This is a genomic window from Ignavibacteriota bacterium (assembly GCA_013285405.1).
GTDB lineage: Bacteria > Bacteroidota > Ignavibacteria > Ignavibacteriales > Ignavibacteriaceae > IGN2.
The window spans coordinates 3,810,672-3,835,251 of record CP053446.1 but is presented as its reverse complement, the minus strand read 5'-3'; the positions used below and the strand labels follow the sequence as shown (position 1 = coordinate 3,835,251).

Genomic DNA, 24,580 nt, shown 5'->3' with positions numbered 1-24,580 from the left:
AATGATTTTTTTCAGTTGGTTGAAAATTCCTGCTGTGCTGCTAACCTTTTTACTCAGCATAAAAATTTAATTTGATTTATTTGAAGAAAACGTATTCTGTTTAATTGTACAATTTTTGCTTATTAAGATTAGCAATGCTCATTTACGAAACTTAAATTAAGGCTAATTAACTATTGGTTTTAGGAAAATTAAAATGAAGCAAGTAATTTTTGGTTTAATAGTAATAAGCCTTGGTCTGCTACTGAAGGCTTGTAACACAACTGAACCACCTGAAGGACAGGGCATAAATCTAAAACTTGAAGATGTTTCCTGCACTGAAGCGTGGATTACTTTAACAACAACCAACCTGCCACTACCGACAACCGTAACTCTGAATCAAACTAACCCATACGGCGATACTAAATCTCAAATTTTAAATCTCGATACTCAAGACTCGTTACTCTACATTGATTCACTTCTGCCAAACCGAACTTATTCTTTTATCACCAGTCATTCCGGCTTGACCGGAATCTCCAGCAATGAGCTAAGCGTAATTACTTTGGACACCACCAGCCACGCATTTACCTGGCAAACGTGGACATTTGGCGAGCATGATGCCAGTTTTCTTTGGGATGTAGCGATAATAGACAAAAATTCTGTTTATGCTGTTGGTGAGATTTATATAAACGATACTCTCGGGCAACCAGATCCACATCCTTACAATTTAGCTGAGTGGAATGGAAATACTTGGGAATTACGAAAGCTCACCTATCAAGGTTATCCTCCAGTAGTTCATTCTGTTTGTGCTATTAATGAAAACGATGTATGGTTTGACCCTTGGTTTCATTGGGACGGGCAAAACTATAAGGAACTTGTCATCGATCCTATCTTTATTGGTGTCGGAATTAACAAGATGTGGGGAAATGAAGTTGGAATTTATGTTGTTGGGGATGAAGGTTTTGTTGGACATAGGAATACCAATGGAATCTGGCAAAATGTAGAAAGCGGAACAGAAACGAGAATAAATGATGTTTGGGGAATTATTGCTAAAGAGAATAAGACTATTCTTTACTGTCCTGTATCTTCATTCTTTATTCCTGGAGACAAGAAGATATTAAAAATCGTAGATGGAAAAGCAGATTCCGTTTCCTGGAACAGGGATGTCCGGCTTTATTCAGCCTGGGCAGTTAATGAAAACATTTTATATGTGTGTGGTGAAGGAGCGTACGTTAACAAATTTGGTGTATGGGATGAGATAGATTTATACCCCGTAGGAACTAATTCAGTAAGAGGTAATAGTTCAAATGATATTTTTATCGTGGGGGATTCCGGAGCAATTTTCCATTTCAACGGAGTAAGCTGGAAGATGTTAAATACACCCAATAATAAAGGCTATTCAAAGGTAGCGATCAGGGGAAATATAGTGGTAATTTGTGGAAATTATCAGGGACAGGGTTTAATTGAGATTGGCACAAGAAATTAATAATCATTAAAAAAAGGAGTTAATAGCTCAACAAAAAAATCCCGCCTATCGTAGCAGCGACAGGCGGGTTAATTGGCAAAAAAGACACTATCTATTCATTGAACAGCCTGGCAAGCTGCTCTTGCCTTTTTTTGCATATTAAAAATTAGCAATGCTCGTTTACGAAACTTAAATTAAGGCTAAATAACTATTAGTTTTTAGGAATATAAAAATGAAGCGAGTAATTGTAGGTCTTCTTGTAATCAGTTTTAGTCTATTAATCAAGTCCTGTGATACGACTGACCCTCCCGACAATAAGTCATTAAATCTAAAACTTGAAGACGTTTCCTGCACCGAAGCCTGGATTACTTTAACAACAACCAACCTGCCACTACCGACAACCATAACTCTGAATCAAACTAACCCATCCGGCGATACTAAATCTCAAATCTTAAATCTCAATACTCAAGACTCGTTACTCTACATTGATTCACTTCTGCCAAACCGAACTTATTCTTTTATCACCAGTCATTCCGGCTTGACCGGAATCTCCAGCAATGAGCTAAGCGTAACCACAATGGATACAACAAGCCACAACTATACATTTGAAACTTTCACTTTCGGGGATATAAGCAACAGTGTATTGTTCGATGTAGCCATTATTAATGAAAATAATATCTGGGCAGTTGGTGAAATAAATATTGCAGATACAAGCATAAACGGTTACACGGCATACAATGCCGTACACTGGGATGGCAGCCAATGGGAGTTGAAAAGAATAAAAACAAATGCTTGCGGCGGTGTTGACTATCCTCCTGTTAAAGCAATTTTTGCTTTTGCAGCAGATGATATTTTATTTGCTCATATTGATGGCAGCATTTCTCACTATGATGGTATAAAATTCACAAATGATTGTTCTTTAATTACACAATTAAATGGTTCAGTAAATAAAATGTGGGGTACTTCAAGAAATGATTTATATGTTGTTAGTGGTAATGGATTTATTGCACACTACCAAAACTGGCACTGGAGTAAAATTACAAGCGGAACGGATGTGGACTTAAAAGATATTTTCGGAACAACAGACGGAAATGAGATTTGGACTTGCGGTTGGAGTAATCAGAATGGAAGAGTTGCAATATTAGAAATTAATGGAAATGGTGTAGAATCTATATGGGATAGTCAAACAAATACAACGCTAAATATTTATAGTGGAACTCTCTTAAACAGTTTATGGACTAGTGGAAATGGCGAATTCGTATTGGTCGATGGTCAAGTTTTCAGGCATTCCCTTATTGATAAAATGATAGTGAGAAAAGAATGGGTGCCAACTTCGAATGGTTGGAAAGTACTTGATCTTGGAAATTTTGCTTATAGAATCAGGGGCAGCAATAAAAATAATTTCATTGTAGCCGGAGATGCAGCTATGATCTGGCATTATAACGGAAAGTCCTGGCATAAATTTGAAGAAATTTATAATACTAATGATAGAATTTATGGCTTATCTGTTCAAGAAGAAATTATGGTCGCCGTAGGTAAGCGATATGGTACCGGACTTGGAGATGCACTTTTAATAATTGGGAGGAGGTGAAAATGATAGGAATAGATATGAGTTTAATAGAAAGAGTAACGGTGCGGTAACACCGTTACCCATAATACAAACAAATCGGTTTGCTGAGTTCTCACAAACGTGAGATACGCCTTTTTGTTTGCTTTTCAATTTTAAAGAATTATTCACTATAAAGAAAGGAAATCTATATGAAACTTTTAGATCTCTTAATCTTGTGTTCTTTTATAATTAGCTTATATACTAGCATTAATGCGCAAGAATGTCTAGTTACTTTTCCGCCTGGAGAACCGGTTACTATCGATAGCACATATGGTGCTCCTGAGGTATTACTTCATTATCAACCAACTCAAGTTAGAACAGTTTATGTTGTAGCATGGATAATTAATTCTTCAAGTTGTCCTGGAATATCACAAAATGATTTAACCATTGCAATTCAGAAACTTAAATCAGATTTTGCGGACGCAATGATTTCTTTTGAATGCAATCAAATTGAAACTATAACTGATAGTACCTTCTGTTATTTAACTGATAGTTTGTTCCAAATTTTGACAGCTTTTTATGATGTAGAAAATAAACTGAATATTTATTTTGTGCCAAATGGGGCGGCTGAAGGAATGGCGTATTACAAAACCAACAATTGTGCGATAATAAATGGTTCAGCGACGCATAAGGGTAAATTAGCACATGAAGTTGCGCATTGCTTTTATCTTTATCATACCCATGGCTATGGAATAGAAGAATTAGTCAATCTTTACGTGAGGCTCACCTCGAAGGTGAGTCTCACATTGGTTTTGCTTTGTAGTACAGATCAGTAGCAAAGCCATTCCTTCGGAATAATCTGTGCTACTTTATAGATGGCATTTTTATGTTTCACCAATCGCCACCAGGTCCGCCATAAGCACCCTGATCGTTTCGCGAACCATCCCAGTCATTAAATTCTGCTGCAGGATTACCAGCATCTTTACAGGGCGAATTTTCTTTTAAGTTAAAATCAGTTTCTGAAATAAATAAAGGATCTAAACTGTCGGGATCTAAAAAATTATACTGCTCAAAAATGTTTAAGCTGTCACCTGAAACAAGATGAATTCTTGTATCACCGCGATATGAAAAGTTTTTGTAAAACAAATTATTCTGTATTTCCTCGTAAACCGGATCAACAACTGTTATCGCTCCGCCAAAATTCAAACAATAGTTTTTGTAAAAAGTGTTGTTAATAATTTTATTTGAAGAGTTTTGGGAGAGAATTGCTCCGCCATAGTCAAGAGATTCATTGTCATAAAAGATATTGTTGATTATTTCCGAGTTGCAGTAAAGCAAGGTAATTCCACCACCGTACTGTGAATAATTAAAATTGAAATAACAATTCTTCACAACGAGGTTGGCATTGGAGGTTTCAATTGCACCAAATTTTAACTCGCTTCCGATAGGAAGATAAGCTTCTTTGATATCGCAGAAAATAAAAATCAAACTATCAGTCGGATTTTCAGAGTGGATACCTTTCCAAGCATTTCCAAAACCTTCAAATACAATCCGTGACTGCTTGTTTCCAATTGCTCTTATTCCACCTGAAATATATAATCCTGCATCCGACTTAAAAAAAATTAATGTACCCTGTTCGATGAGCAGTGTAATTCCGGGGTTTATAGAAATATCCTCTGATACATAATATGGAGATTTACTTTTCAATAATGTTCCTGAAAGATTACCTTTGATAACAGTAAAAATTCCCCCAAGACCCGGATCAGTTGGGTCAGTGAAAAGTGAACGATCAGCACAACTGCTGAGTAAAAGAAAAACTAAAATCGTTATTTTTGGGAAGCAATAATTCATAATTAATTCAGTAATCAACACTGATAAGTTTTTTTAATCTTGCAAAAAATAAGCCATTCAAATCAAATTAATATGGTAAAATATTCTCTCATCTTCTACTTCATCTTTTTTTATTCATTTGATTCTTTTCCACAAACTGAAGTTTCAATTACTTTTGAAGTTTTTACAAAAGATTTAAATGCAGATGAAGCTGTTTATATAACCGGCAACGATAATTTGTTAGGTAACTGGCAGCCGGAAGTTGTTTCTCTTGATGAAATCGTGAAAAGTAAATGGGTTAAAAATTTCTCCTTCCCGAGAGGTAAGAAGCTTGAATTCAAATTCACGCGCGGAAGCTGGATTAAAGAAGCATTAAACGATGATGGAACAATTCCTTCAAACTTTTCTTTCATAGTTTGGAGTGATACTACAATTTCATTGAAGATCAATCTTTGGGCGGATCAGGTTGAAAGAAAAATTGAAGGGCAAATAACCGGATTTGTAGAGTATCACAGAAATTTTTCAGGAAGTGGAATAAAAGCAAGAGATATTGTCGTTTGGCTTCCTCCGGAATATAGTTCAGAATCTGACAGACGATATCCTGTACTATATATGCATGACGGACAAAATATTGTTGATCCTTCAACTTCATCTTTTCAGGTTGATTGGCAAATTGATGAAGCAGCAGATAGTCTTATCAAACAAAAATTAATTGAACCGTTAATAATTGTCGGAATTTATAATACGCCGCAAAGGAATAATGAGTACTCTGAAAACGATACCGGATATGCTTATATGAATTTCATCGTTGATTCGCTCAAACCTTTTATTGACAGGAATTACAGGACAAAACCGGACAGGCAGAATACAGCAAACGGCGGTGGTTCACTCGGCGGATTAATTTCTTTTATTCTCGCCTGGCAATATTCTGAAATATTTTCAAAAGCCTTTTGCTTTTCTCCGGCTTTTAAAATTGATCGGTATAACTTTGTTGATAATGTATTATCCTATTCTGGCAAGAAGAAAGAGATTAATCTTTTTATTTGTAATGGAGATGATGAACTTGATACAAGATTGCAAACAGGTGTTGATGAGATGCTGAACGCTTTAACGAAAAATGGATACAAGGAAAGAACAGATTTCTATTATGTAAAGGCTAAAAGCTCACAACATGGTGAAAGAGATTGGTCAAAGAATATCCCGCGTGCGCTTATCTATTTATTCGGAACAGAAAAGGGGAAAAGCCTACTTTAATTTTTTTTCGAAATGCTGGTAATCTTTAAGACTCTTCCAATCGCCGCCCCATTGCCAGCCTCTCTGTTTAAATTCATTAACAAGTTGAGATGATGCTGAAATTGTCCCGGTTTTTGTCGTATCGTAAATACAATTTGCCGGTAAACTTGATCCGTTCTTAATGTATGGATTCAACCGGGGGTTTATATCGATTGCTAATCCGGAGGCATGATTTGAAATTACTCTCGTTCCGGAAATGAATCTGTAGTTGAAAGCTGATGTGTTATTATCCTTCATAGATTTTTCATCGGACCAATTGTATTGGCTGATTGGAATTACTTTTTCAACAGGGAAGTGAGATTCTCTGATAAACTCAAATATTTCAATTATATCCAATACCACATCTTTATGAACCACCAACTGTCCTTTATGAAGTTTGTCATCAAATCCATAATAATAAATATCAACAATTCTTAAATTTTCAATCGTACCATCAGGAACTGAAATTCCTGCAACAGCCTCCTCAAAATTCAAATCTGAATCAATGACAGATTCTGATTCAGATTTTTGGCTTTGTGCGTTATCAAAATTAAAAACTAAAAAAACTACCGTTAATAGTATCAATGTTCGGGTAATAGAAAATTTTTCGCTTAACATACAGTTGAAAATATTTAATTGTTTATCCTGAATTGTTTCAAAGGTAAAACAGACAATTCTTAAAACATAGGATAAAATTATTACGCATAAAAAAGAGACAATAATTATGAATATATTTCATCGTCAAATTTTTAAAAGGAAAAAAATGCAAAAAATATTGTTTGTACTTATTGCAGTTTTAACAGTTAGTTTGGTGGGCTGCAATAAAGGACAGGAAATAAAAACTCTTGAGTCTGGGTTACAGTTTATGGATGATTCTCTTGGTACAGGCAGAGAAGCTAAAGCTGGTGATCTGGTTTCTATTCACTTCAAAGGCTGGATGGTCCCAAAAGATTCTGCCGGAGAATTATTTACAGATTGGTCAACCGACCAAACAAAAAATATGCTTTCTCTTGGCGATTCAAAAATGCGAAACCAACCGATAAAATTTGTTCTGAATTCAGGTTCATTTATCAAGGGAACCGATGAAGGTATCATTGGAATGAAAGCTGGTGGAGTAAGAACAATGATCATTCCTTCAAAGCTTGCTTATGGTGAAGCAGGTGTCGGATTTATTCCACCAAATACTGATTTAAAAGTTGTAATTGAATTACTTGATGTTAAAGATAAAGGTGTTGCCAAAATGTGGGAGGTTGATTCGACTTTATTTAAAACCACAGCCAGCGGTCTCAAATATGCTATTATTTCTCATGGCGATGGTCCAATGATTGACTCAGGTAAAGTGGTCACTGTTAATTATTCAGGGTACCTGCAGGATGGAACTTTATTCGATAGTTCCGTTGAAAGAGATGAACCAATTCAATTTGTTGTCGGACAAGGACAAGTGATACCCGGTTGGGATGAAGGAATGCGTCTTCTTAAAAAGGGAGATAAAGCAAGGTTCATAATTCCACCACAGCTTGGTTATGGTGAAATGCAGCTCGAAAAAATTCCAGCTAACTCAACACTTATTTTTGATACTGAAATCGTTGACGTAAAATAACAATTCTGCATTATTGCATGGTTGCATGTTCGCATGCAATCATGCATCAATGCACTCAATCATTCTTTCCATCTCATTTTTTATTCTGAAGCTCCCATAATTTTATGTAATTCATCATCGTGCTTACAGAATGAAGTAAAGAGATAATCAAACCGTAAACTCCATCTTTAAAACCGCCTCTGATAAAAAAGAATGCAAAGAAAGCTGATATGGTATGTGAAAAAATCGTCCAGCCGCCAATCTTTTTCTTTTTCTTTGAAAGTTCTTCAGCTTTAAGGCTTGTGTATTTATTAATTTTTTCAAAGTAATCTGTAAAGGAAGAGAAAGTAAAATGCAGCATCGGATTTTTAAGTGTTCCAACCTTACCATCAACAATAAATTTTTCGTGAACCAACCGATCGTTCAGATTTGTTCTATCTTTTTTGAAAAGACGAAGTTGAAAATCTTTCTCCCAGCCGCAGCTTGTTATTTCTTTATTCATCAGAAAATTTTTTCTTCTGATCTTGTATCCATTTAAATCGTCCGGTTTCAGATTCATTATTTCATTTTTCAGCTCATCAGTTATTCGCTCATCTGCATCAAGACTGAGCACCCATTCATTACTTGCCAGACTTAATGCATATCTTTTTTGAGGAACATAACCTTCCCATTTACGAGTGAATACTTTATTAGTGAATTGTTTTGTTAATTCGATAGTGCGATCAGTACTTTCTGAATCAACCACAATAATTTCATCAGCCCATTCAACACTCTTCAAGCAGTCAGAAATATTTTTTTCTTCGTTTTTGGTAATTACTGTTACCGATATTTTTTCCATTTAATAAGCTTTTTTATTTGAACAACTTAAATATAATTCATTCATTATCGAATCGTGCCTGCAAATGTAACTAGTCTTTGCAATTCTTTGAGACCTGGCGTCTTTGTGGCAATTCTTTTATTCTTCTGATAACTTTGTATTCATTTGCCGCTAACCTGCCTTGCCGTCAGACCAGGGTGTTGCACGACTGTCATTCCGAACTTGTTTCGGAATCTTTAATCGCGTTTTTGGTAAATAAGAAGAACCTGTCCAAAGGACTCCTTCGGAGAAGCGAGCCTGTCTGCCGTCAGGCAGGTTCAGGTTGACAAAAAGAGACTCGTGTAACTGCTAGGGTAGGTAAAGGTAGAAAGAAACATCCAATCTTATTAAACATAAAACTTTATGAGACTTATTGCCTGCGAATAGTATCCACCACCAAAAAGATTTAGATGATTAAGAACGTGATAGAGTTTGTAAATATTTTCTCTGTAATCGAATCCGTCTTCTAAAGGAAAAGATTCGTTGTAAGCTTTATAGAATTCTGAATTAAATCCGCCAAAAAGTTTTGTCATTCCAAGATCCGCTTCCCTATGTCCATAGTAAGCGGCAGGATCAATCAGTACTGCATTTCCGTTTTGATCAATCATGTAATTACCCGCCCAGAGATCACCATGAAGAAGTGAAGGCTTTTCAGAATTGTGACCGATAATATCTTCGATCTTATTCTCGAGTTTTGAAATTCCTTTCCTCAATTCATCAGTTGAATTACCAAGTTTTTCTGCTAATTGCAGTTGGAATAAAATTCTTTTGTTAAGATAAAATGCTGTCCAGTCAGATTTCTCTTTTTCATCGGGAATATTTATCTGCGGATTTGATCCGATGTAATTATTCTCATAAAAACCAAAGCTATCTGATTTGAACTTATGCATTTCGGCAAAGCTCTTTCCAAAGTCTTCAAAAAATTTTTTTTTCCGGTTTCCGGATGCAATAAATTCAAGAAGAATATAATCTTCATCAACAGATAATACTTCAGGGATTTTGATAGCGTTTGATTTATCCAGTTCTCTCAATCCATTTGCTTCCTTAAAAAACATATCATTTGAAGCTGATGGATTGTATTTCAGGAAAAAGCTGGTTCCATTTTCAGTAGAAATTTTGAAAGCATCGCTTATACATCCACCGGAAAGGGAAGAGAAGCTTTTTATTTTACTCCCGAGCTTTTCTTCAATCCGCTTTTTTATTTTCTCTTCTGATATCATCTTTAACTCTGTTAAGTAAACCTTCGATAGAATCTTCAAGAATGTCAAGAACATATTCAAAACCATCACTTCCGCTGTAGTAAGGATCAGGTACTTCATCAGCTTTTATTTTATTTCCGAAGCTCACCATCTTAAAAACTTTATCAGCAAACTGATTTCTTTTATCGAGTGAAATTATTTCAGAATAATTATCATTATCCATTGTGATGATATAATCGAAATGTTCAAAATCTTTTTCAGGATTGAATTGCCTGGCTTTGCTATCCAGACTATAACCACGTTTGGAAGCATGTTTTATCATTCTTGAATCAGGTGATTCACCTGTATGATAATCAAGAGTTCCTGCTGAATCAATTTCAACTTTACCTTCAAGACCTCTCTTCGCAGAAAGTTTTTTTGCAATTCCTTCCGCCGCAGGTGAACGGCAGATGTTTCCCATACATACGAACAAGATTCTTTTTTTACTCAACTAATTTTTCTCCAGATATTGTTACAATAATTTTTCTGCTTCCTGCATGATTACGATGTTCACACAAATAAATTCCCTGCCATGTTCCGAGATTTAATTTTCCACTCGTGATCGGGATTGTTAAAGAATTCCCAATCAATGTTGATTTAATGTGTGCAGGCATATCATCTGTGCCCTCAGAATTATGATTATACCAGGGTTCATTTTCTTTTACCGCCTGACTAAAATACTTCTCCATATCTGAGCGAACATCAGGATCGAAATTTTCATTTAGAGTTATTGAAGCGGATGTATGTTTTATTAACATGTGCATTAAACCAATTTGAATTTTATTTAGCTCAGGCAACTGATGAACAATCTCATCAGTTACAATATGGAATCCTCTTTCTCTTGGCTTTAGGGAGATTTCTTTTTGACGCCAGATTATTTTATCCATTCCACTTCTATAAAAATACTGTTTGAAAATTTTTCGTAACCAGTTGGATTTAGTCCCAGGCATTTACCAAAAACAGTAACGAGTGAGTCATTAGTCAATGTTGATGCTTCTTGTACGGTAGATTCATCTTTTATTATGCAAAAAATTTTCATGTTCTCGGTATTTGTTTGCAATTCAAGAAAGCTACTTCCGTTTTCTGATTGAATAAAAGATTTGACACTTCCGGAAAGTTCTATATTTTTATTTAAAAATTTATTTTCTGCTGTTTTCTGATCGATGGAATAACTTTCTACCAGTTCAGCCGCACTCACAACTTTATTTTTATCCTGAAAGACTATAAAGAAGAGCACGAAAATTATCAACAGCAGCATTATAACATTCGCATATTTTCTCTTCTTTCTCTTCATTGTTTCTCAATTGATGGATTTATATCAGCAAAATTAATTCTTTAAAAGAAAAAAGGCGAATCAGGAGATCCGCCTATCATTGGAATATTTATTACCTGATTTACTTCGAAGCAAGTTTAACTTTAAAAGTAATTTCGTCTTCGCCTCGTTTAACAATCACATCTACTTCATCGCCGGGGACAAAATCTCCGAGTGCATAAGTGAAGTCGTAAATGTTAGAAATCTTTTTCCCGCCGAATGAAATGATAATATCTCCGCCCTGTAATCCTGCAAGTTGTGCAGGACTTCCTTCAGACACTCCGCTGATTTTATAGCCATCAACATTGCTTGCGAAATCAGGAACGGTACCGACATAAACTTTTCTTGCAAACATCTGTCCCGATTCTTTCTTCTCAACCAGCAGATAATCCGGTCGTATAGGATTCTTATCAATAGCAGTAACAATATCATAAACATAATTTAGAATATCTTTTTCGCCGGTGAAATTAATTTTTTCTGTATCATCGGATGGTTTATGATAATCTTCGTGTGTACCGGTGAAAAAAAACAGAACCGGAATTTTCTTGCCGTAAAAAGATGAATGATCACTCGGTCCGAATCCTTCATCATTAAATGTTAATTTGAATCCGTATTTATTATAATTATTCAGAATATCTTTCCAATCCGATGAAGTACCTGTTCCATAAACAATTAGAGAACTGTCTTTTAATCTTCCGATCATATCCATATTCACCATTGTTATTGCGTCTTCGACAGGGAAGGGCAGATTATTTACAAAATAATTCGAACCAAGTAAACCAAGCTCTTCACCTGAAAAAGTTATGAATACTATACTTCTTTTTAAATTATTTTTCCGAGAAGCAAATTTTTCTGCTAATTCTAAAACACCGGTTGTTCCTGAAGCGTTATCATCAGCGCCATTATGAATTTGAGGTTTATCGCCGCGATAAAGAGAACCTTCGCCACCCATTCCAAGATGATCGAAGTGAGCGCCAATAATTATCAATTCATTTCTTAGTTCGGGATCTTTTCCCTCAAGGTATCCAGCAACATTCCAGCTAACTGCTTCAACTTCTTTAACTTCAGTTGAAATTTTTGCGGACGAATTCTTTAGTTCAAAAGACGATGGTTTTTTTGATTCAAGAATTTTATTGTAAACGTCTTTAAGATTTATTCCTTCGTTATGTAATAATTCTTCGATAAAAATTCGTTTAACACTTTGAACAGAGAAATCACTCATGGCACCTCCTCTGTCAAAACTAAATTCCACTAAATCATCTGAGGTTTTATTTGAATCATAAGGATTAATAAATATAATCCCGGCAGCACCTTTGTCTCTTGCAACTGACGATTTTTTTCTCAGCGGTGAATGAGCATCAAAACCAGAATGTGCAACCGCCGGTTCAGGTGTGTTTCTGAAAACAATTACAATTTTATTTTTCACATCAATGCCCGAATAATCATCATAATTAAGATCGGAAGCTGATATTCCAAAACCAGCAAAAACCAGGCTGCCATTCACATCTGTGTTGCCGGAAAAAGGTAACGTGATATAATCTTCTCTTAACTTTAGTTCAACTTCACTTCTATTAGTTGAAAAGGAAAGACTGTTCTTATCAGTAAGTTCAATTGTTTTTACGAAAGGAAATTCTTGTAAAAATCCATCTTTGAATAAAGGTTCCAGCCCATAATTTTTAAATTCATCTGAGATATAAACAGCAGCACCGAATAATTCTTCTGTTCCGCTGTCTCTTCCTTTTAATTTATCTGAAGCTAAAAAACTGATGTGCTCTTTAATTTCTTCTGTAGTTACTTCAGGATTATCTGCTTGTTGATTATAAACAGCAATATTAGAAATTGTAAATAATAAAACGGTAAGAATTAAACTTTTAGAATACATTGCACTCTCCGAAAAAATTAATTGATTCCTAACTAGTCAGTCCAGTCAGTAATAAAAACATTTGTGTCGCCTTCATTTTTGTTAAATCTGTTGGAGCAAAAGATGAGCTGCTTACCATCCCTGGTGAACATCGGGAAACCATCGAAGGTTTTATTGAAAGTAATTTGCTCAAATCCGGTTCCATCAACATTTATCATATAAAGATCGAAGTCACGTCCACTTTCGCTGTTAACATTTGAAGAAAAAATAATTTTCTCTCCATCAGGAAAAAAGAAAGGCGCAAAACTTGCTTTACCAAAATTTGTTATTTGTTTGATATCTGATCCGTCAGCGTTCATAACATAAAGTTCAAGAACCGTTGGGCGAAATAATCCGTCGTCTGCAAGCTCCTGATAATCTTTAAGTTCTTCTTCTGTTTTAGGTCTGCTTGCACGAAAAACTATTTTACTTCCGTCAAGAGAAAAGAATGCACCACCATCATATCCTTTTTCAAAAGTCAATCTCTTTTGATTTGAACCATCAATATCCATCACATAAATTTCAGGATCTCCATCTCTTGTTGATGTAAAAACAATTTTATCTCCTTTGGGAGAAACAGTTGCTTCTGCATCATATCCATCGGAGAATGTTAGTCTTGATAATTCACTGCCATCTGCATTCGCTGAAAAAATATCGAATGATTTATATAGCTGCCAAACGTATCCTTTTGCTCTGTCAGGAGGCGTTGGACATTCTTCATCAGCTAAATGTGTTGATGCATAAATTATCTTATCATCACCGGGTAAAAAATATGCGCAGGTTGTTCTTCCTTTTCCTGTTGAAACCATTTGCTTATCACTTCCATCAATATTCATCGTAAATATCTGATCACATTTCATATCGCCGGTTGTTGACTGAAAAATTAATTTACTTTCATCAAATGAAAGATATGCTTCCGCATTCTCGCCGCTATCGGTAAGCATTCGGATGTTGCTCAAATGATTTTCTCCTTCAAAAGTAAAATCCTGCTGTGTGAAAGAGAGCTGTGATATTGAAATAATAAGGCAGACTTTTAAGTGAACTAATTTTAAATTTTTCATAACTGACCGATTTGTTTATTCTGGAACATGAACTAAAAATATTTTTTTGCTGATTTGCCGATTGAAACAGCCTCAGTTTTTGTCATATGCATATCATCGGGTGTTTCTTCATCGTGCCCAGCTTCAAGAATTGCGAGATCAGCATTTTTTGCATGAACGACAAGTTCATCACAATATGCTGTATCACCTCCATAACAAATTTTCATATTATCGTAAATGAAATTGTATCCAAGTGCAGGCACCTGTCGTTTTTTCCCATTAGATAAGAGTTCTTTATGTATAACTGGGAAAGGTTTGACCGAAATATTTCCGGTAGTAAAACCGTTTGTCTTTTTGATAGGCTTCAGATTTATTTTGTAAGTGATTGAACGGGAGTAAACTTTTTTAAACGCGTTATAAATGCTTTCAATTTCAACACAACCTTCAGGATAGTGGATTGTAAGCGGAGATTTTTTTTGCATCACTCTCAGATATGTTAATAACGACCATACACCACCGACATGATCATGATGACCATGTGTTATAAATACATCTGAAAGTTCTAACAATTTCTTAACTCCCAGTTCAGAATTTAAATCTCTAAGTATTCCATCACCCGGATCAATAACGAAATTTGAATCACCAGCTTTCAGTAAAATTCCTGTGGCAATGTTCGGTATCGAACAAAATATCTTTATTGAGAAATCTTTTTTCTTCCATTGAAGCGGATATATCTGTTCTGTCATTTCTCTCTGGATTGTTTACATTTTTTTGGATCTTTACAGCGGGCAAAAATATTAAATGAATAGCTCTCGAAGTTGAAACCTAATTCTTCGCTAATTTGTTCTGGAATCTGCTTAATCCTTGGATCAGCGAATTCAACTATTTTACCGCAAACTACACATATTAAATGATCGTGAACCTGACGTTTAAAGCTGCTTTCAAATCTATTAACGTTATCACCGAAATTTCTTTTTGAAAGAAGTTCACACTGAGAAAGTAATTCAAGCGTTTTGTAAACAGTAGCTCTGGAAACTCTTGAATTTGCATTTTTCATGATGATGTATAAATCATCGGCACCGAAATGACCTTCGTACTCCAATGCAGCTTCAAGAACTTCAAATCTTTCAGGAGTTATTCTATTCTTACCGGCTTTCAGGAAATTCCTGAATATATCTTCTGCTTGTTTGTTTTTCAATTTATATTATTCGATTTAAATATGACCACAGCTAATCATTGGCAAAATAATAATTTTATTCATAATAATACACCTCATTGAATTCCAAAAAATCTTAAACCGTTCACAGTAATTAAAGTCATCGAATAAGCAAGTACTGTAAAAACAAAAACTTGCAGTAATGGAATTGTCCAGCCACCAGTTTCTTTTTTAGAAACAGCAACTGTTGACAAACATTGGAGTGCGAATATGAAAAACACAATTAGTCCGATGGAAGTTGCAGTTGTGAATAATTGTTGTCCTGTTGATTCAATCTTTGCGCTTCTAAGTGATGTAAGCAAAGTGTTTGGCTTTTCATCAACATCGGTGGTGACTTTAAATGTTAATGCGAGCGATGAAACAAAAACTTCGCGTGCTGCAAATGCAGAAATTAGTGACACACCAATTCTCCAATCCATTCCTATCGGAGTCATAACCGGTTGTATAATTTTGCCAAGATCAGCGGCATAAGAGTTCTGGAGTCTTTCTGCGCGTACCACGTTTTCTACCTGACTCGGAGGTACTTCATCAGTTTTAATATCCGGATTAATGTTTGGAAAGAAAGTAAGAAACCATAGGACTAATGAAAATCCCAGAATGGTTGGTCCTGCTTTAAGAATATAATGTTTGGAACTGTTATAAGTATGATTCAGGACTGCACTAAATTTTGGTATTCGGTAGGATGGAAGTTCCAGAATAAATGTTGATGATTCTTGTTCCTTGAATATTTTATTTGAGAATTTATTTATTATCCACGCGACTAACAATGAGATAATCATACTGAATAAATAAATACCACCCAGAATAAATCCGCCTATCCAGGGTTTATCCTGCGGGATAATATAAGCAATCAATAATGCGTACACCGGTAGCCTTGCACTGCAACTCATTAATGGTATAATAAAGATTGTGAATAATCGTTCTTTACGATTTGGGATAGTACGCGCAGCAATCATTGCTGGAATGGCGCATGCAAATCCAGATAACATTGGAACAAATGATCTACCATTTAATCCAACTTTGGATAATGGTTTGTCAATCAACATAGCTCCACGTGCAAGATAACCTGAATCTTCAAGCAACCCTAGAATCAGGAATAAAATTAAAATTTGTGGAACAAATACGAGTACGGATCCGGTACCTGAAATTATTCCATCTGAAACCAGATATGTAAACCATCCTTTATCAAAATTGTTTACTACCAGGTTGTTAAGATTAGTGAACAGCTCATCAACAAAATTCATTAGTGGTTGTGCCAACCAGAATATGCTTGTGAATGTTATTCCCATCACAATCAAAAAGATGACAAATCCCCAAAATCTGTGTAATAATATTTTATCAATTTTTAATGTAGCCTGATCAATAGGGAAGTTATTTGAAAGGTTGCTATCAGTTAAAACTTTTAGTTCTTTGTTTGCAGATTTTAAATCAATTTTAAGATCGCTGCTAATTGGTTCATAAACTTGCTGGATAATTTTCTCAATCTCATTGAAGGAATCGAGTAATTGTGTATTGTCTTTAAGATTTGGATAAGGTGTAATTTTATTTGAAATTTGATAGTTACTCTCAAGATTAGAACTCATCAAATCAATTAATTTTTGTAATCCTTCTTTTGTTCTTCCATTTACCAGTACAACATCACATTTCAAAGCTTCTCTTAATTTTTTTTCAGATACTTGTAATCCTCGTTTGCTGAGTATATCAGTCATAGTAATGACTATTATCACATTAAAGCCGGCACTTATTAATTGTTTCGGTAACAAGAGATGTCTTGAAAGCTGGCAAGAATCGATCGTCACAATAAGTAAATCCGGAGATCCAAGCTTTGGATGTGAATACAACGAATCAATTGCAACTTTCTCATCGGGTGATTCTGGAATTAAACTAACGATTCCCGGCGAATCAAGTATCTCAGCTTCTAAATTATATTTGGGTAATATTTTACCTGTGAAATATTCTACCGTTGAACCAGGATAGTTCACAGTCTTATAATTTTTGCCGCTAAGAATATTAAATAGAGTAGTCTTCCCTGAATTTGGTGGACCGACTAAAGTAATCAGCGGAGTCTGAATACCGATATCACTTTTCATTTAAGTTTAATGCAATCCGCTTCGCTTTTCCGGATTGCTATTAGTGTTCCCCGAATTGAAACCGCAATCGGATCGTTAAATGTAGATTTACACATCAGTTCTATTATTTGTCCTGGAGTAAAGCCATGTTCCAATATTCTTTTGCTTGAAGGATGAGTAGTATCAATTTCTGAGATGACACCCTTTTCGTTATAGCTTAGTTCTGCTGCAGTACGCATTTTCCAACACTTTGAATATTATTAAGATTTAATCTACATAAAAATAAGCGATTACTTTCAAAATGTCAATAAAAACTACCGGATTAAGTAAATTTGCCAAGACAAAATGTTCATCATCACAATTAAACAGTTCATTAGAATTTGTATGAAAAGATTGTTATCGGCATAAAAATTGACTTTTTCACTGTTTTCCTGACAAATTCAGAGCTTAAATTGCTAGACACCGAAATAAAACCATTAAAACTTCAGACAGTAGTTGAATCAGCCAACCATCACTCAGTCATTTCTGATCAGGTATTTTACAATTTTGATCATACACTTCATAAATACAATTTCATTAATCCAGCAGTTAGCAGACTTTTAGGATACAACATTTCTGAGTTGAATGAGAAGGGTTTTGAGAGTTTAGTCTTAACTAAGTATGATGAATATGTATCCAATTATCCAATGAATGGTAAAAAGGATCTGCCTCAGATAGAAGAAAAATTGACAATCTATTTTGTAGAAACAAAGAGTGGTGAGAAAAAATGGATTGAAGATAATTCTATATCATTTTTTAATCTTGAACAAATAAAAGTTTCGCAGATCGGGCTGCTGCGTGACATAAGTGAAAAATTAAGAGAAGAGAAACTAAAACAAATAATTCTGGAAATACTTGAAGCTGCAAACTCAGAAAAAAATATAAGTGAATTATTTAAGTTTATTCATTCGTGCATCACAAAATTAATGAAAGCAGATAATTTTTATATAGCCTACTACAAGAAAGATTCTGATTTATTAACTTTCCCTTATTTTGTTGACGAAGCGGATAATGATTCTTCATCAAAAAAACTTGGAAAGGGTCTTACTGAATATGTTTTAAGAACAGGTAAATCTGCATTAGTTGATCTTCACAAAGATGAAGACCTTAGAAAGAAAGGTGAAATAGAATTAATAGGACCGCAATCCCCAATATGGCTTGGAGTACCACTAAAGATAAAGGAAAAAACTATTGGTGTAATGGTGGTTCAGGATTACAAGGATGCTTTGACTTATACTTTGGCTCACCAGCAGATTCTTGATGTAATTTCTTATCCTATTTCAAGAGCAATCGAAAGAAAGATAGTTGAAGAAGAACGCAAAGAGATGATTGTTAAGTTGAAAGATATGAATACTTCAAAAGATAGATTGTTCTCACTTATCTCCCACGACCTTCGTTCACCATTTAATTCTTTATTAGGTTTTGCTGAAATACTAAGAACTGATTTTGATAATCTCACTCACAGGGATATCAAAGAATACATTAATGTGATTAATGATTCTTCTAATACTTTATTTGAAATGACGAATAATTTACTTCACTATTCAAGACTTCAGCTTAACAAATACGATTATATTCCTAAGAAAGTATTATTAAATGAAGTTATCAAAGAAGCGATAGATTCTTTGAAGTACAGAACACAGAAAAAAAATATTGCAATAAAAGTGGAGTTAAAACAGAACTATACTCTTGTTGCTGATGAGGAAATGCTTGTTACTACTTTCAGAAATGTCATTTCGAATTCTCTGAAATTCTCACCGAGGCAGAGTGCAATTAAAATTTTTGCTGAAGAAGCTCACAACAGCAATACCGATTCCTTAGCTGCACAAATAAGTATAACTGATGAGGGAATTGGAATATCAGAGGAAAATCAAATACTGATTAATTCCGATGTTATGTTTTCAACTCAGGGAACTGAAAAGGAACCAGGTTCAGGACTGGGCTTGTTACTCACTAAAAAATATGTTTCATTGAACAAAGGCAAATTCGAAATATTAAGTTCCGAAGGACAGGGAACTACAATTGTTATAACCTTCCCAAGTATAAAAATTTAAATCAACCAGTCACCTCTAAATCATAGTTGCGAGAATACTGTTAATTTATTTTTACGATTACGGTAATTTTTACGGAAGTTTACAATCCTTTTGTAATAGATTTCCAAAAGTAATTTTGACATTCGATAGCATTTTTAACTTATTAGCATGAAATTTTGAAATATTCATCTTCCTCAAAGCCATCAATTAAGCTTAACAATACGATTAAATAATTTTCATAACCTCTCAATTTTACATGATTCATTTTAAGATTTTAACGTCAAAAGTGGCACTGAATATGTTAATTCAGGACGATTGAGTCTATTCATTATTCATTTTGGAGTTTTATAATGGAAATTGGAAAAATTGCCTTTTTAGAAACGTACACCTCAGAAGATGGTGGTGGAATTATCGGGGCTATTCTTGTTACAGATGCTGAAACAAAACCTTTGGAGTTTAGAGTTACATCACCAATAAAACCAACCGGATTTCAGAAAACACTTTATGGAGATGTGTTACTTGAACATATTCTGGTTGAATTGATTTCTGTGCCTCTGCTGAGTGCAATAAATGAACATGTTGATTTAATTCTTGTAAAAGATCCTTTCTTCCTTGGAGCTAATAATAAACAAGGGATTCGTGTTGTAAGAGTATTCAACGAAGCTGATGGAAAATCACGATCAAGTACCAAAGCTGAGGCAATCGCTTTCCCTGGAACGGGTGGTGGAAAAATGATGATAGAAACTTCAAAAAAATTTGAGACTGAGCTTGCTCCAATCCGTGATCAACTTAATAAATTAGCAGAACAGCGGAATTTGCTTGAACCTTTTGAAAGACTGAAACTTGCCTGTGAACAAGTGCAGCAACAAAAGTCCATTGATTAAAAGAACTAATGCCAAATGTACGTTCTAAAGTTGCCTCGAGAATATCAAAGATTAAAGAGGCTGATGATTTTAATTTTTCCAACTGGTTAAAAAAACCGGTTATTCATAACCATCCCGTTGAATCAATCTCTTCATATTTAGCAGACCTTGGTGAGCAGCAAATCGAATTTATCTTTCCTGATCATTCGGAATTTAAATTTGATATGAATGAGCCGGAAGTAACAGATGAATTAAAAAACTGTGAGTTCAAAAAAGTCAGAAGCAATGCAATCTTTTTCATGATTGCAGATGTTGTTGAGAATTCATTTGTATTTAGAAATGTTGAGATTAAACCACGCAATTTTTCATTAAAACAAGTAGAGTTCTCATTCAAAAATCCAGGAGCGAAAGCTTTTAAAGTTAAGTTTGATAATTTACCTCCATCTAACTACGAATTCGTTTTATCAGTACCAACAATTTTTGATTACCTGAGTAATCTTGTAACTGAAATAATAAAAATTGATTTGTTGGATTTCGAGGATATAGCAAATTCTTCCAAAAAAGTTAAAGTTAAAAATGTTGAGATATTAAAGTTCAAAAAGTTAAAAGTAGAAAAATTTCCGCTTCCCGGTATGCCTGATATGAAGAAAACTTTCAGGATAAAAGTTCCTTCAATGGGTAACTACAAATTCAGCCAAAAACAAATCAAATTTCCAGGGTTTTCAAATCCTTCAATATCCGATACGCAAAACTTCCAACTTGTGCGAGGCAAAAACTTTTATGCTAATTTTAATTTATCAGTGGCACCATCGATTCTTTATTATCTCGCTGCTTCAAAAGTAAATGACAAATCGGATAAAAACGCTGGTAGGTTAAAGGGCGATCCAGAACTACAGGATCAGTTAAAATACATTCTTGGTAATGTAAAAAGAATTGATTGGGAAAAGAATGTCAGACTTCACATTAAGCTTAAAAAATATGAAGAAGCTGGTGCAAAGTTTTTAGCAGAGAATGAATATGCGTTACTTCAGGATGAATTCGGAATCGATTCGGAAAAAGAAGCTGTTGCTGCTTTGAAGATTTTATTTGGCAATAGAGCAATTAAATCTGCTCTCATTGTAACTGATTTCACGAAGCTCGGAAATCCGAATTTTGCAAAACATTTAAATCAGGAAATAGGTTGGAGCGATAAAATACAAAAACACTGTCCTGATTTAGATTTCAATATCATTCACGGGAACAATGATGAGCGAGCAGAGATGTGGGAATTATCCAGATCAATTGTACTAACTGATATTGATACAGCAATAAATGATTTCAGAATGAAATTACTTGATGAAAAACGCCTCGATAAATTTGATTGCCTCGTGCTTGATTCGGTAGATAATATTCTTGCTATGGGTGAAAGTGGTGCTGAATTTTTAGCTTCTGTAAAATCAAAAATTTTATGGGCAACTACGGCAGTTCTTAATACAAATATTCAGCAGGAACTTAATAAGCTGTTAAATCCTCTTGTGAAAATTGACAAAGTACAAATCAGGACCAAAGCATCAATAATATCCGATGCTTCTAAATTTATTGTGAATGAATTTTGGTGTGAGACAGATGAAAAACAGGCTGCGGAATTTAAAACTGCATTAGTTGAAGCAAGAAAAGATTTACGTCGCGTTCTTGAATCTGGTAATCCATTACGGTTTGCTGCGAATATTTTTACACTTTATCACAAGCTCAATCAACTGGGAAATTTTGCATCAGGCAAATCAATGAGTCCCAAGACTGCATTGCTGTTGCATCACATTATGAATATAAAGGCGAATGGGAAAAAAGTACTGGTATTATCTCAATATGAAAAACTTGGAGTTAAAAAGATAAGTGAGCTATTAAATGATCATGGAATTAAAAATGTACTTGCCCCGAACGGATTGGCTGTGGAAGAATTGAAAGAATTATTAAATGATTTCCATCAGAAAAAAGATGTTGTCGCATTCATCTCAGATTCCAAAATTTCAAGATTAAAGATTTCTGATATTGAAATTCCTTATTTAATTAATTTTGATCAATGGTGGAACCCGATGCTAAATTGGGAACTTGAAGATATGTTCACAAAGACGGGAGAAGAAGTATTTAAAGAGAGTGTGAACGTACTGAATTACTATTCTACCGGAACTCTGGATCAAAAAGTAAGAGAGATGCTGCTTGAAGGTGATTTATTGAATCGGAATGTATTCGAATTGATGCAGCCAAAGCTTTATGAGGAATTGATTACAATCGATGAATGGCTTGAAATATTTGGAATGCCAGGGAGCGGTGAGTCAAAACTTTTAGAAGATACTGAATTGATGACTGATGTTATTACAAAAATGACTATTGATGAATTTCGAAAGATGCTGGTAAAATTCTTCACACTTATTGGATATTCGGATGTAGATATTCTTGAACTACCGAATTCCAATTCATTCAATATAATCGGAAGAGCACAGCGTAATAATCACACATTTTTTCTTAATGCACGTGCGATTTTGGAAAATAAAATCAATAAATCTGCACTTGAAAATATCATTACTGAAACTGATGCACGAAAACAGGATAAAATTTTTATTATATCCAGAACAACATTGCCCAAAATTGATGAAGCAAAATTGCACAATAATGTAACTCTTCTTGATGGAAATTTGCTTTCGAAATTCCTGATCAGAGTTGGAATTTCATTATCTAACAAATAATTTTTTTCAGTTAGAACAATTCATCATATTTAGTCCAGAGTTCTTCACCAAGTTCCCATGCACGTTGAACAATAGCAATCTGCGTTTCGATACAATACATTGTTAACATTTCTTTTGCTTTCTCCCGGTCAGCACCCCATTGTTCAAGAACTTCATTCTCAAAAGATTTTTGATTTGCAAACAACTCAGCCTGCCATGGATCCCAGACCGATCTAACATCATGACGCATATCTCCCCATCTTTGAGCTGCAAGAGTTCCCAGATGATTAAAAGCCCACCAGGCAGAGTTTCGGGAGAAACCTGTTACTCTTCCATCGGTTGAAGATGTTTTATGGACTCGAGTAATTCCTGCATAAAATGGAGCATAAATCGAAGTTGCAACATTATCCCATGCTAACCAGACAAGTCCACCAATCTCATTCGGAAGCCAACTCCTACATTGAATAATTGTCGCATACATTGTGTACCATCTTGCAATAGTTCTTTCACCGCGCCAGCCCCAGCCACCATTAATTTTTAAAAGTTTGTTCATATCATAAGGCATAAATGGATTTGCAAGAGGGGAGAGAACGGTTTTTCCACTGTCATCAGTTACAGTTAAATCTTTTACGAAATTAAATTCTGTTCCTTCATAATAATCTGAAAATATTTCAACCATTTTTTCAAGTGTGATCTTTTCGTCTGGTTTTACTGAGAATGGATAATTTTCAGAATTAGGATCCAATTTTAATGATGGAGCAACGAGATCAAAAACTCGCCATTCTCTTCTTCTTGTTGCAAGAGAATTTCGGTCAGCATAAGCATAGCAAAATTCTAAAGGACCGTCTTCTGGTTTCCACCATCCATTTTCTTTTGCAACTTCAAAAACATTTTCTGAGTACATAAAATAATCAGGATTCTCAGTGTCTATCTGTCTGATCCGGCTTCCATTTGCACCAACAAAAATGTGATCGTCAGGAACTCTTTGCGCGACCCACACAGCACCGATTTTATCTTTGCCCGGACCAACTATTTCCAGAACCCAAACTTCATTTGGATCAGCTATTGTCAGCATTTCACCATCATCAATCCATCCATAAACTTCTAAGAGTTCACCAGCAATCTGAATAGCTTCGCGTGCGGTTTTTCCTCGCTCGAGCATTAGCTGACATAATCGCTGACAATCAATTAGTCCTTTATCGGTTCTGAGTTCTTCTCGTCCACCGAATGTAGTTTCACCAATTGCAACCTGCTGATCGTTGATGCACGGATATGCTGTATTTATATAGCCATAAGTGTAATCAAGTTGAGGAATTTGTCCTGTCGGAATATTTTTGTACGAAGGCATTTTCTGAGTATCATCATTACCTCTTTTATACAAAGTAACCAGTTCACCATTTTCGTGTCGCATTGCAGGAACAATATCGAGATTGCTTCGAGTTCTGTGACTATCATCTGTGTGTGATGTCATTGATGAGCCATCGAATGTTGCAAGTTTTCCTACTGCAACAGTTGTGCAGCCATCGGGGTATCCTCCCTCCCAATCGGGTTTGTCATTTTTATTTTGTTGATTTTGGGAATAGTTAGCTAACTGGAAAAGTATGAAGATGATTGGTAAAAATATTCTGGTCATATTTATTC

At 34.9% G+C, this 24,580-nt stretch carries 23 protein-coding genes; 8 read left to right on the top strand and 15 right to left on the bottom strand.

The window, feature by feature from the left end; all coding sequences use genetic code 11:
• The first annotated feature begins 193 nt into the window (after positions 1 to 193).
• From HND39_16745 to HND39_16735, 3 genes are all read left to right on the top strand, one after another.
• Positions 194 to 1,462 (top strand): glucosyl transferase, encoded by a 1,269-nt coding sequence (locus tag HND39_16745; GenBank protein ID QKJ97790.1) that lies wholly within the window; start codon positions 194 to 196, stop codon positions 1,460 to 1,462.
• A 211-nt stretch (positions 1,463 to 1,673) separates the two neighbouring features.
• Positions 1,674 to 3,032 carry a glucosyl transferase gene (locus HND39_16740; protein ID QKJ97789.1) on the top strand — a complete coding sequence of 453 codons (1,359 nt, stop codon included), beginning with the start codon at positions 1,674 to 1,676 and terminating at the stop codon, positions 3,030 to 3,032.
• A 167-nt stretch (positions 3,033 to 3,199) separates the two neighbouring features.
• Positions 3,200 to 3,826 (top strand): hypothetical protein, encoded by a 627-nt coding sequence (locus HND39_16735; protein QKJ97788.1) that lies wholly within the window; start codon positions 3,200 to 3,202, stop codon positions 3,824 to 3,826.
• A gap of 55 nt (positions 3,827 to 3,881) precedes the next feature.
• Here HND39_16735 and HND39_16730 read toward each other — a convergent pair whose 3' ends face one another.
• Positions 3,882 to 4,841, bottom strand: a complete 960-nt coding sequence (locus HND39_16730; protein QKJ97787.1) for a hypothetical protein — start codon at positions 4,839 to 4,841, stop codon at positions 3,882 to 3,884.
• A 72-nt stretch (positions 4,842 to 4,913) separates the two neighbouring features.
• Between HND39_16730 and HND39_16725 the strand changes: the two genes are divergently transcribed.
• The gene (locus HND39_16725; protein ID QKJ97786.1) at positions 4,914 to 6,074 is read left to right on the top strand and encodes a histidine kinase; all 1,161 of its coding nucleotides are present in this window, start codon (positions 4,914 to 4,916) and stop codon (positions 6,072 to 6,074) included.
• Here the strand turns inward: HND39_16725 and HND39_16720 are convergent.
• A complete protein-coding gene (locus HND39_16720) occupies positions 6,066 to 6,710 on the bottom strand; it encodes a M15 family metallopeptidase (GenBank protein ID QKJ97785.1) in 645 nt (214 codons plus the stop codon). The genes HND39_16725 and HND39_16720 overlap by 9 nt on opposite strands.
• Before the next feature lie 145 nt (positions 6,711 to 6,855).
• On the opposite strand from HND39_16720, the gene HND39_16715 reads away from it, so the two are divergent.
• Positions 6,856 to 7,692: an FKBP-type peptidyl-prolyl cis-trans isomerase gene (locus HND39_16715; protein QKJ97784.1), complete on the top strand. Its 837-nt coding sequence runs from the start codon at positions 6,856 to 6,858 to the stop codon at positions 7,690 to 7,692.
• 73 nt (positions 7,693 to 7,765) lie between these two features.
• On the opposite strand, the gene HND39_16710 is transcribed toward HND39_16715, so the two are convergent.
• The 11 genes from HND39_16710 to HND39_16660 form a co-directional block, all read right to left on the bottom strand.
• The gene (locus HND39_16710) at positions 7,766 to 8,509 is read right to left on the bottom strand and encodes a glycosyltransferase family 2 protein (protein ID QKJ97783.1); all 744 of its coding nucleotides are present in this window, start codon (positions 8,507 to 8,509) and stop codon (positions 7,766 to 7,768) included.
• Positions 8,510 to 8,874: 365 nt separating this feature from the next.
• Positions 8,875 to 9,747: a phosphotransferase gene (locus HND39_16705; protein ID QKJ97782.1), complete on the bottom strand. Its 873-nt coding sequence runs from the start codon at positions 9,745 to 9,747 to the stop codon at positions 8,875 to 8,877.
• Entirely contained in the window at positions 9,713 to 10,186 is a 474-nt protein-coding gene (locus HND39_16700; GenBank protein ID QKJ98051.1) for a low molecular weight phosphotyrosine protein phosphatase, read from the bottom strand. The genes HND39_16705 and HND39_16700 overlap by 35 nt, the downstream gene beginning before the upstream one ends.
• A gap of 22 nt (positions 10,187 to 10,208) precedes the next feature.
• Positions 10,209 to 10,640: a YjbQ family protein gene (locus tag HND39_16695; protein ID QKJ98050.1), complete on the bottom strand. Its 432-nt coding sequence runs from the start codon at positions 10,638 to 10,640 to the stop codon at positions 10,209 to 10,211.
• Positions 10,640 to 11,059, bottom strand: coding sequence for a hypothetical protein (locus tag HND39_16690; GenBank protein QKJ97781.1), 420 nt, complete (start codon positions 11,057 to 11,059; stop codon positions 10,640 to 10,642). Before HND39_16690 ends, HND39_16695 begins: the two co-directional genes overlap by 1 nt.
• Positions 11,060 to 11,159: 100 nt before the next feature.
• Complete coding sequence (locus HND39_16685) at positions 11,160 to 12,959, bottom strand: M28 family peptidase (GenBank protein QKJ97780.1); 1,800 nt, start codon at positions 12,957 to 12,959, stop codon at positions 11,160 to 11,162.
• A 32-nt stretch (positions 12,960 to 12,991) separates the two neighbouring features.
• Positions 12,992 to 14,038 (bottom strand): hypothetical protein, encoded by a 1,047-nt coding sequence (locus tag HND39_16680; protein QKJ97779.1) that lies wholly within the window; start codon positions 14,036 to 14,038, stop codon positions 12,992 to 12,994.
• A gap of 32 nt (positions 14,039 to 14,070) precedes the next feature.
• Positions 14,071 to 14,763, bottom strand: a complete 693-nt coding sequence (locus tag HND39_16675; GenBank protein QKJ97778.1) for a ribonuclease Z — start codon at positions 14,761 to 14,763, stop codon at positions 14,071 to 14,073.
• Positions 14,760 to 15,215, bottom strand: a complete 456-nt coding sequence (locus HND39_16670; protein ID QKJ97777.1) for a transcriptional repressor — start codon at positions 15,213 to 15,215, stop codon at positions 14,760 to 14,762. The genes HND39_16675 and HND39_16670 overlap by 4 nt, the downstream gene beginning before the upstream one ends.
• A 74-nt stretch (positions 15,216 to 15,289) precedes the next feature.
• Positions 15,290 to 17,323 (bottom strand): ferrous iron transport protein B, encoded by a 2,034-nt coding sequence (feoB, locus tag HND39_16665; protein QKJ97776.1) that lies wholly within the window; start codon positions 17,321 to 17,323, stop codon positions 15,290 to 15,292.
• A complete protein-coding gene (locus HND39_16660; GenBank protein QKJ97775.1) occupies positions 17,320 to 17,541 on the bottom strand; it encodes a ferrous iron transport protein A in 222 nt (73 codons plus the stop codon). Before HND39_16660 ends, feoB begins: the two co-directional genes overlap by 4 nt.
• Positions 17,542 to 17,754: 213 nt before the next feature.
• Here HND39_16660 and HND39_16655 point away from each other — a divergent pair, with 213 nt between their 5' ends.
• Positions 17,755 to 19,395, top strand: coding sequence for a GAF domain-containing protein (locus HND39_16655; GenBank protein QKJ97774.1), 1,641 nt, complete (start codon positions 17,755 to 17,757; stop codon positions 19,393 to 19,395).
• Positions 19,396 to 19,474: 79 nt separating this feature from the next.
• Here the strand turns inward: HND39_16655 and HND39_16650 are convergent, their stop codons facing one another.
• A complete protein-coding gene (locus HND39_16650; GenBank protein ID QKJ98049.1) occupies positions 19,475 to 19,522 on the bottom strand; it encodes a hypothetical protein in 48 nt (15 codons plus the stop codon).
• 202 nt (positions 19,523 to 19,724) lie between these two features.
• Here HND39_16650 and HND39_16645 point away from each other — a divergent pair, with 202 nt between their 5' ends.
• Both HND39_16645 and HND39_16640 read left to right on the top strand, forming a co-directional pair.
• On the top strand, positions 19,725 to 20,258 hold the full coding sequence (locus HND39_16645; GenBank protein QKJ97773.1) for a hypothetical protein: 534 nt from the start codon (positions 19,725 to 19,727) through the stop codon (positions 20,256 to 20,258).
• 8 nt (positions 20,259 to 20,266) lie between these two features.
• Positions 20,267 to 22,960 (top strand): hypothetical protein, encoded by a 2,694-nt coding sequence (locus HND39_16640; protein QKJ97772.1) that lies wholly within the window; start codon positions 20,267 to 20,269, stop codon positions 22,958 to 22,960.
• Positions 22,961 to 22,970: 10 nt separating this feature from the next.
• On the opposite strand, the gene HND39_16635 is transcribed toward HND39_16640, so the two are convergent.
• The gene (locus HND39_16635) at positions 22,971 to 24,572 is read right to left on the bottom strand and encodes a peptidase C69 (protein QKJ97771.1); all 1,602 of its coding nucleotides are present in this window, start codon (positions 24,570 to 24,572) and stop codon (positions 22,971 to 22,973) included.
• Between the last annotated feature and the right edge of the window lie 8 nt (positions 24,573 to 24,580).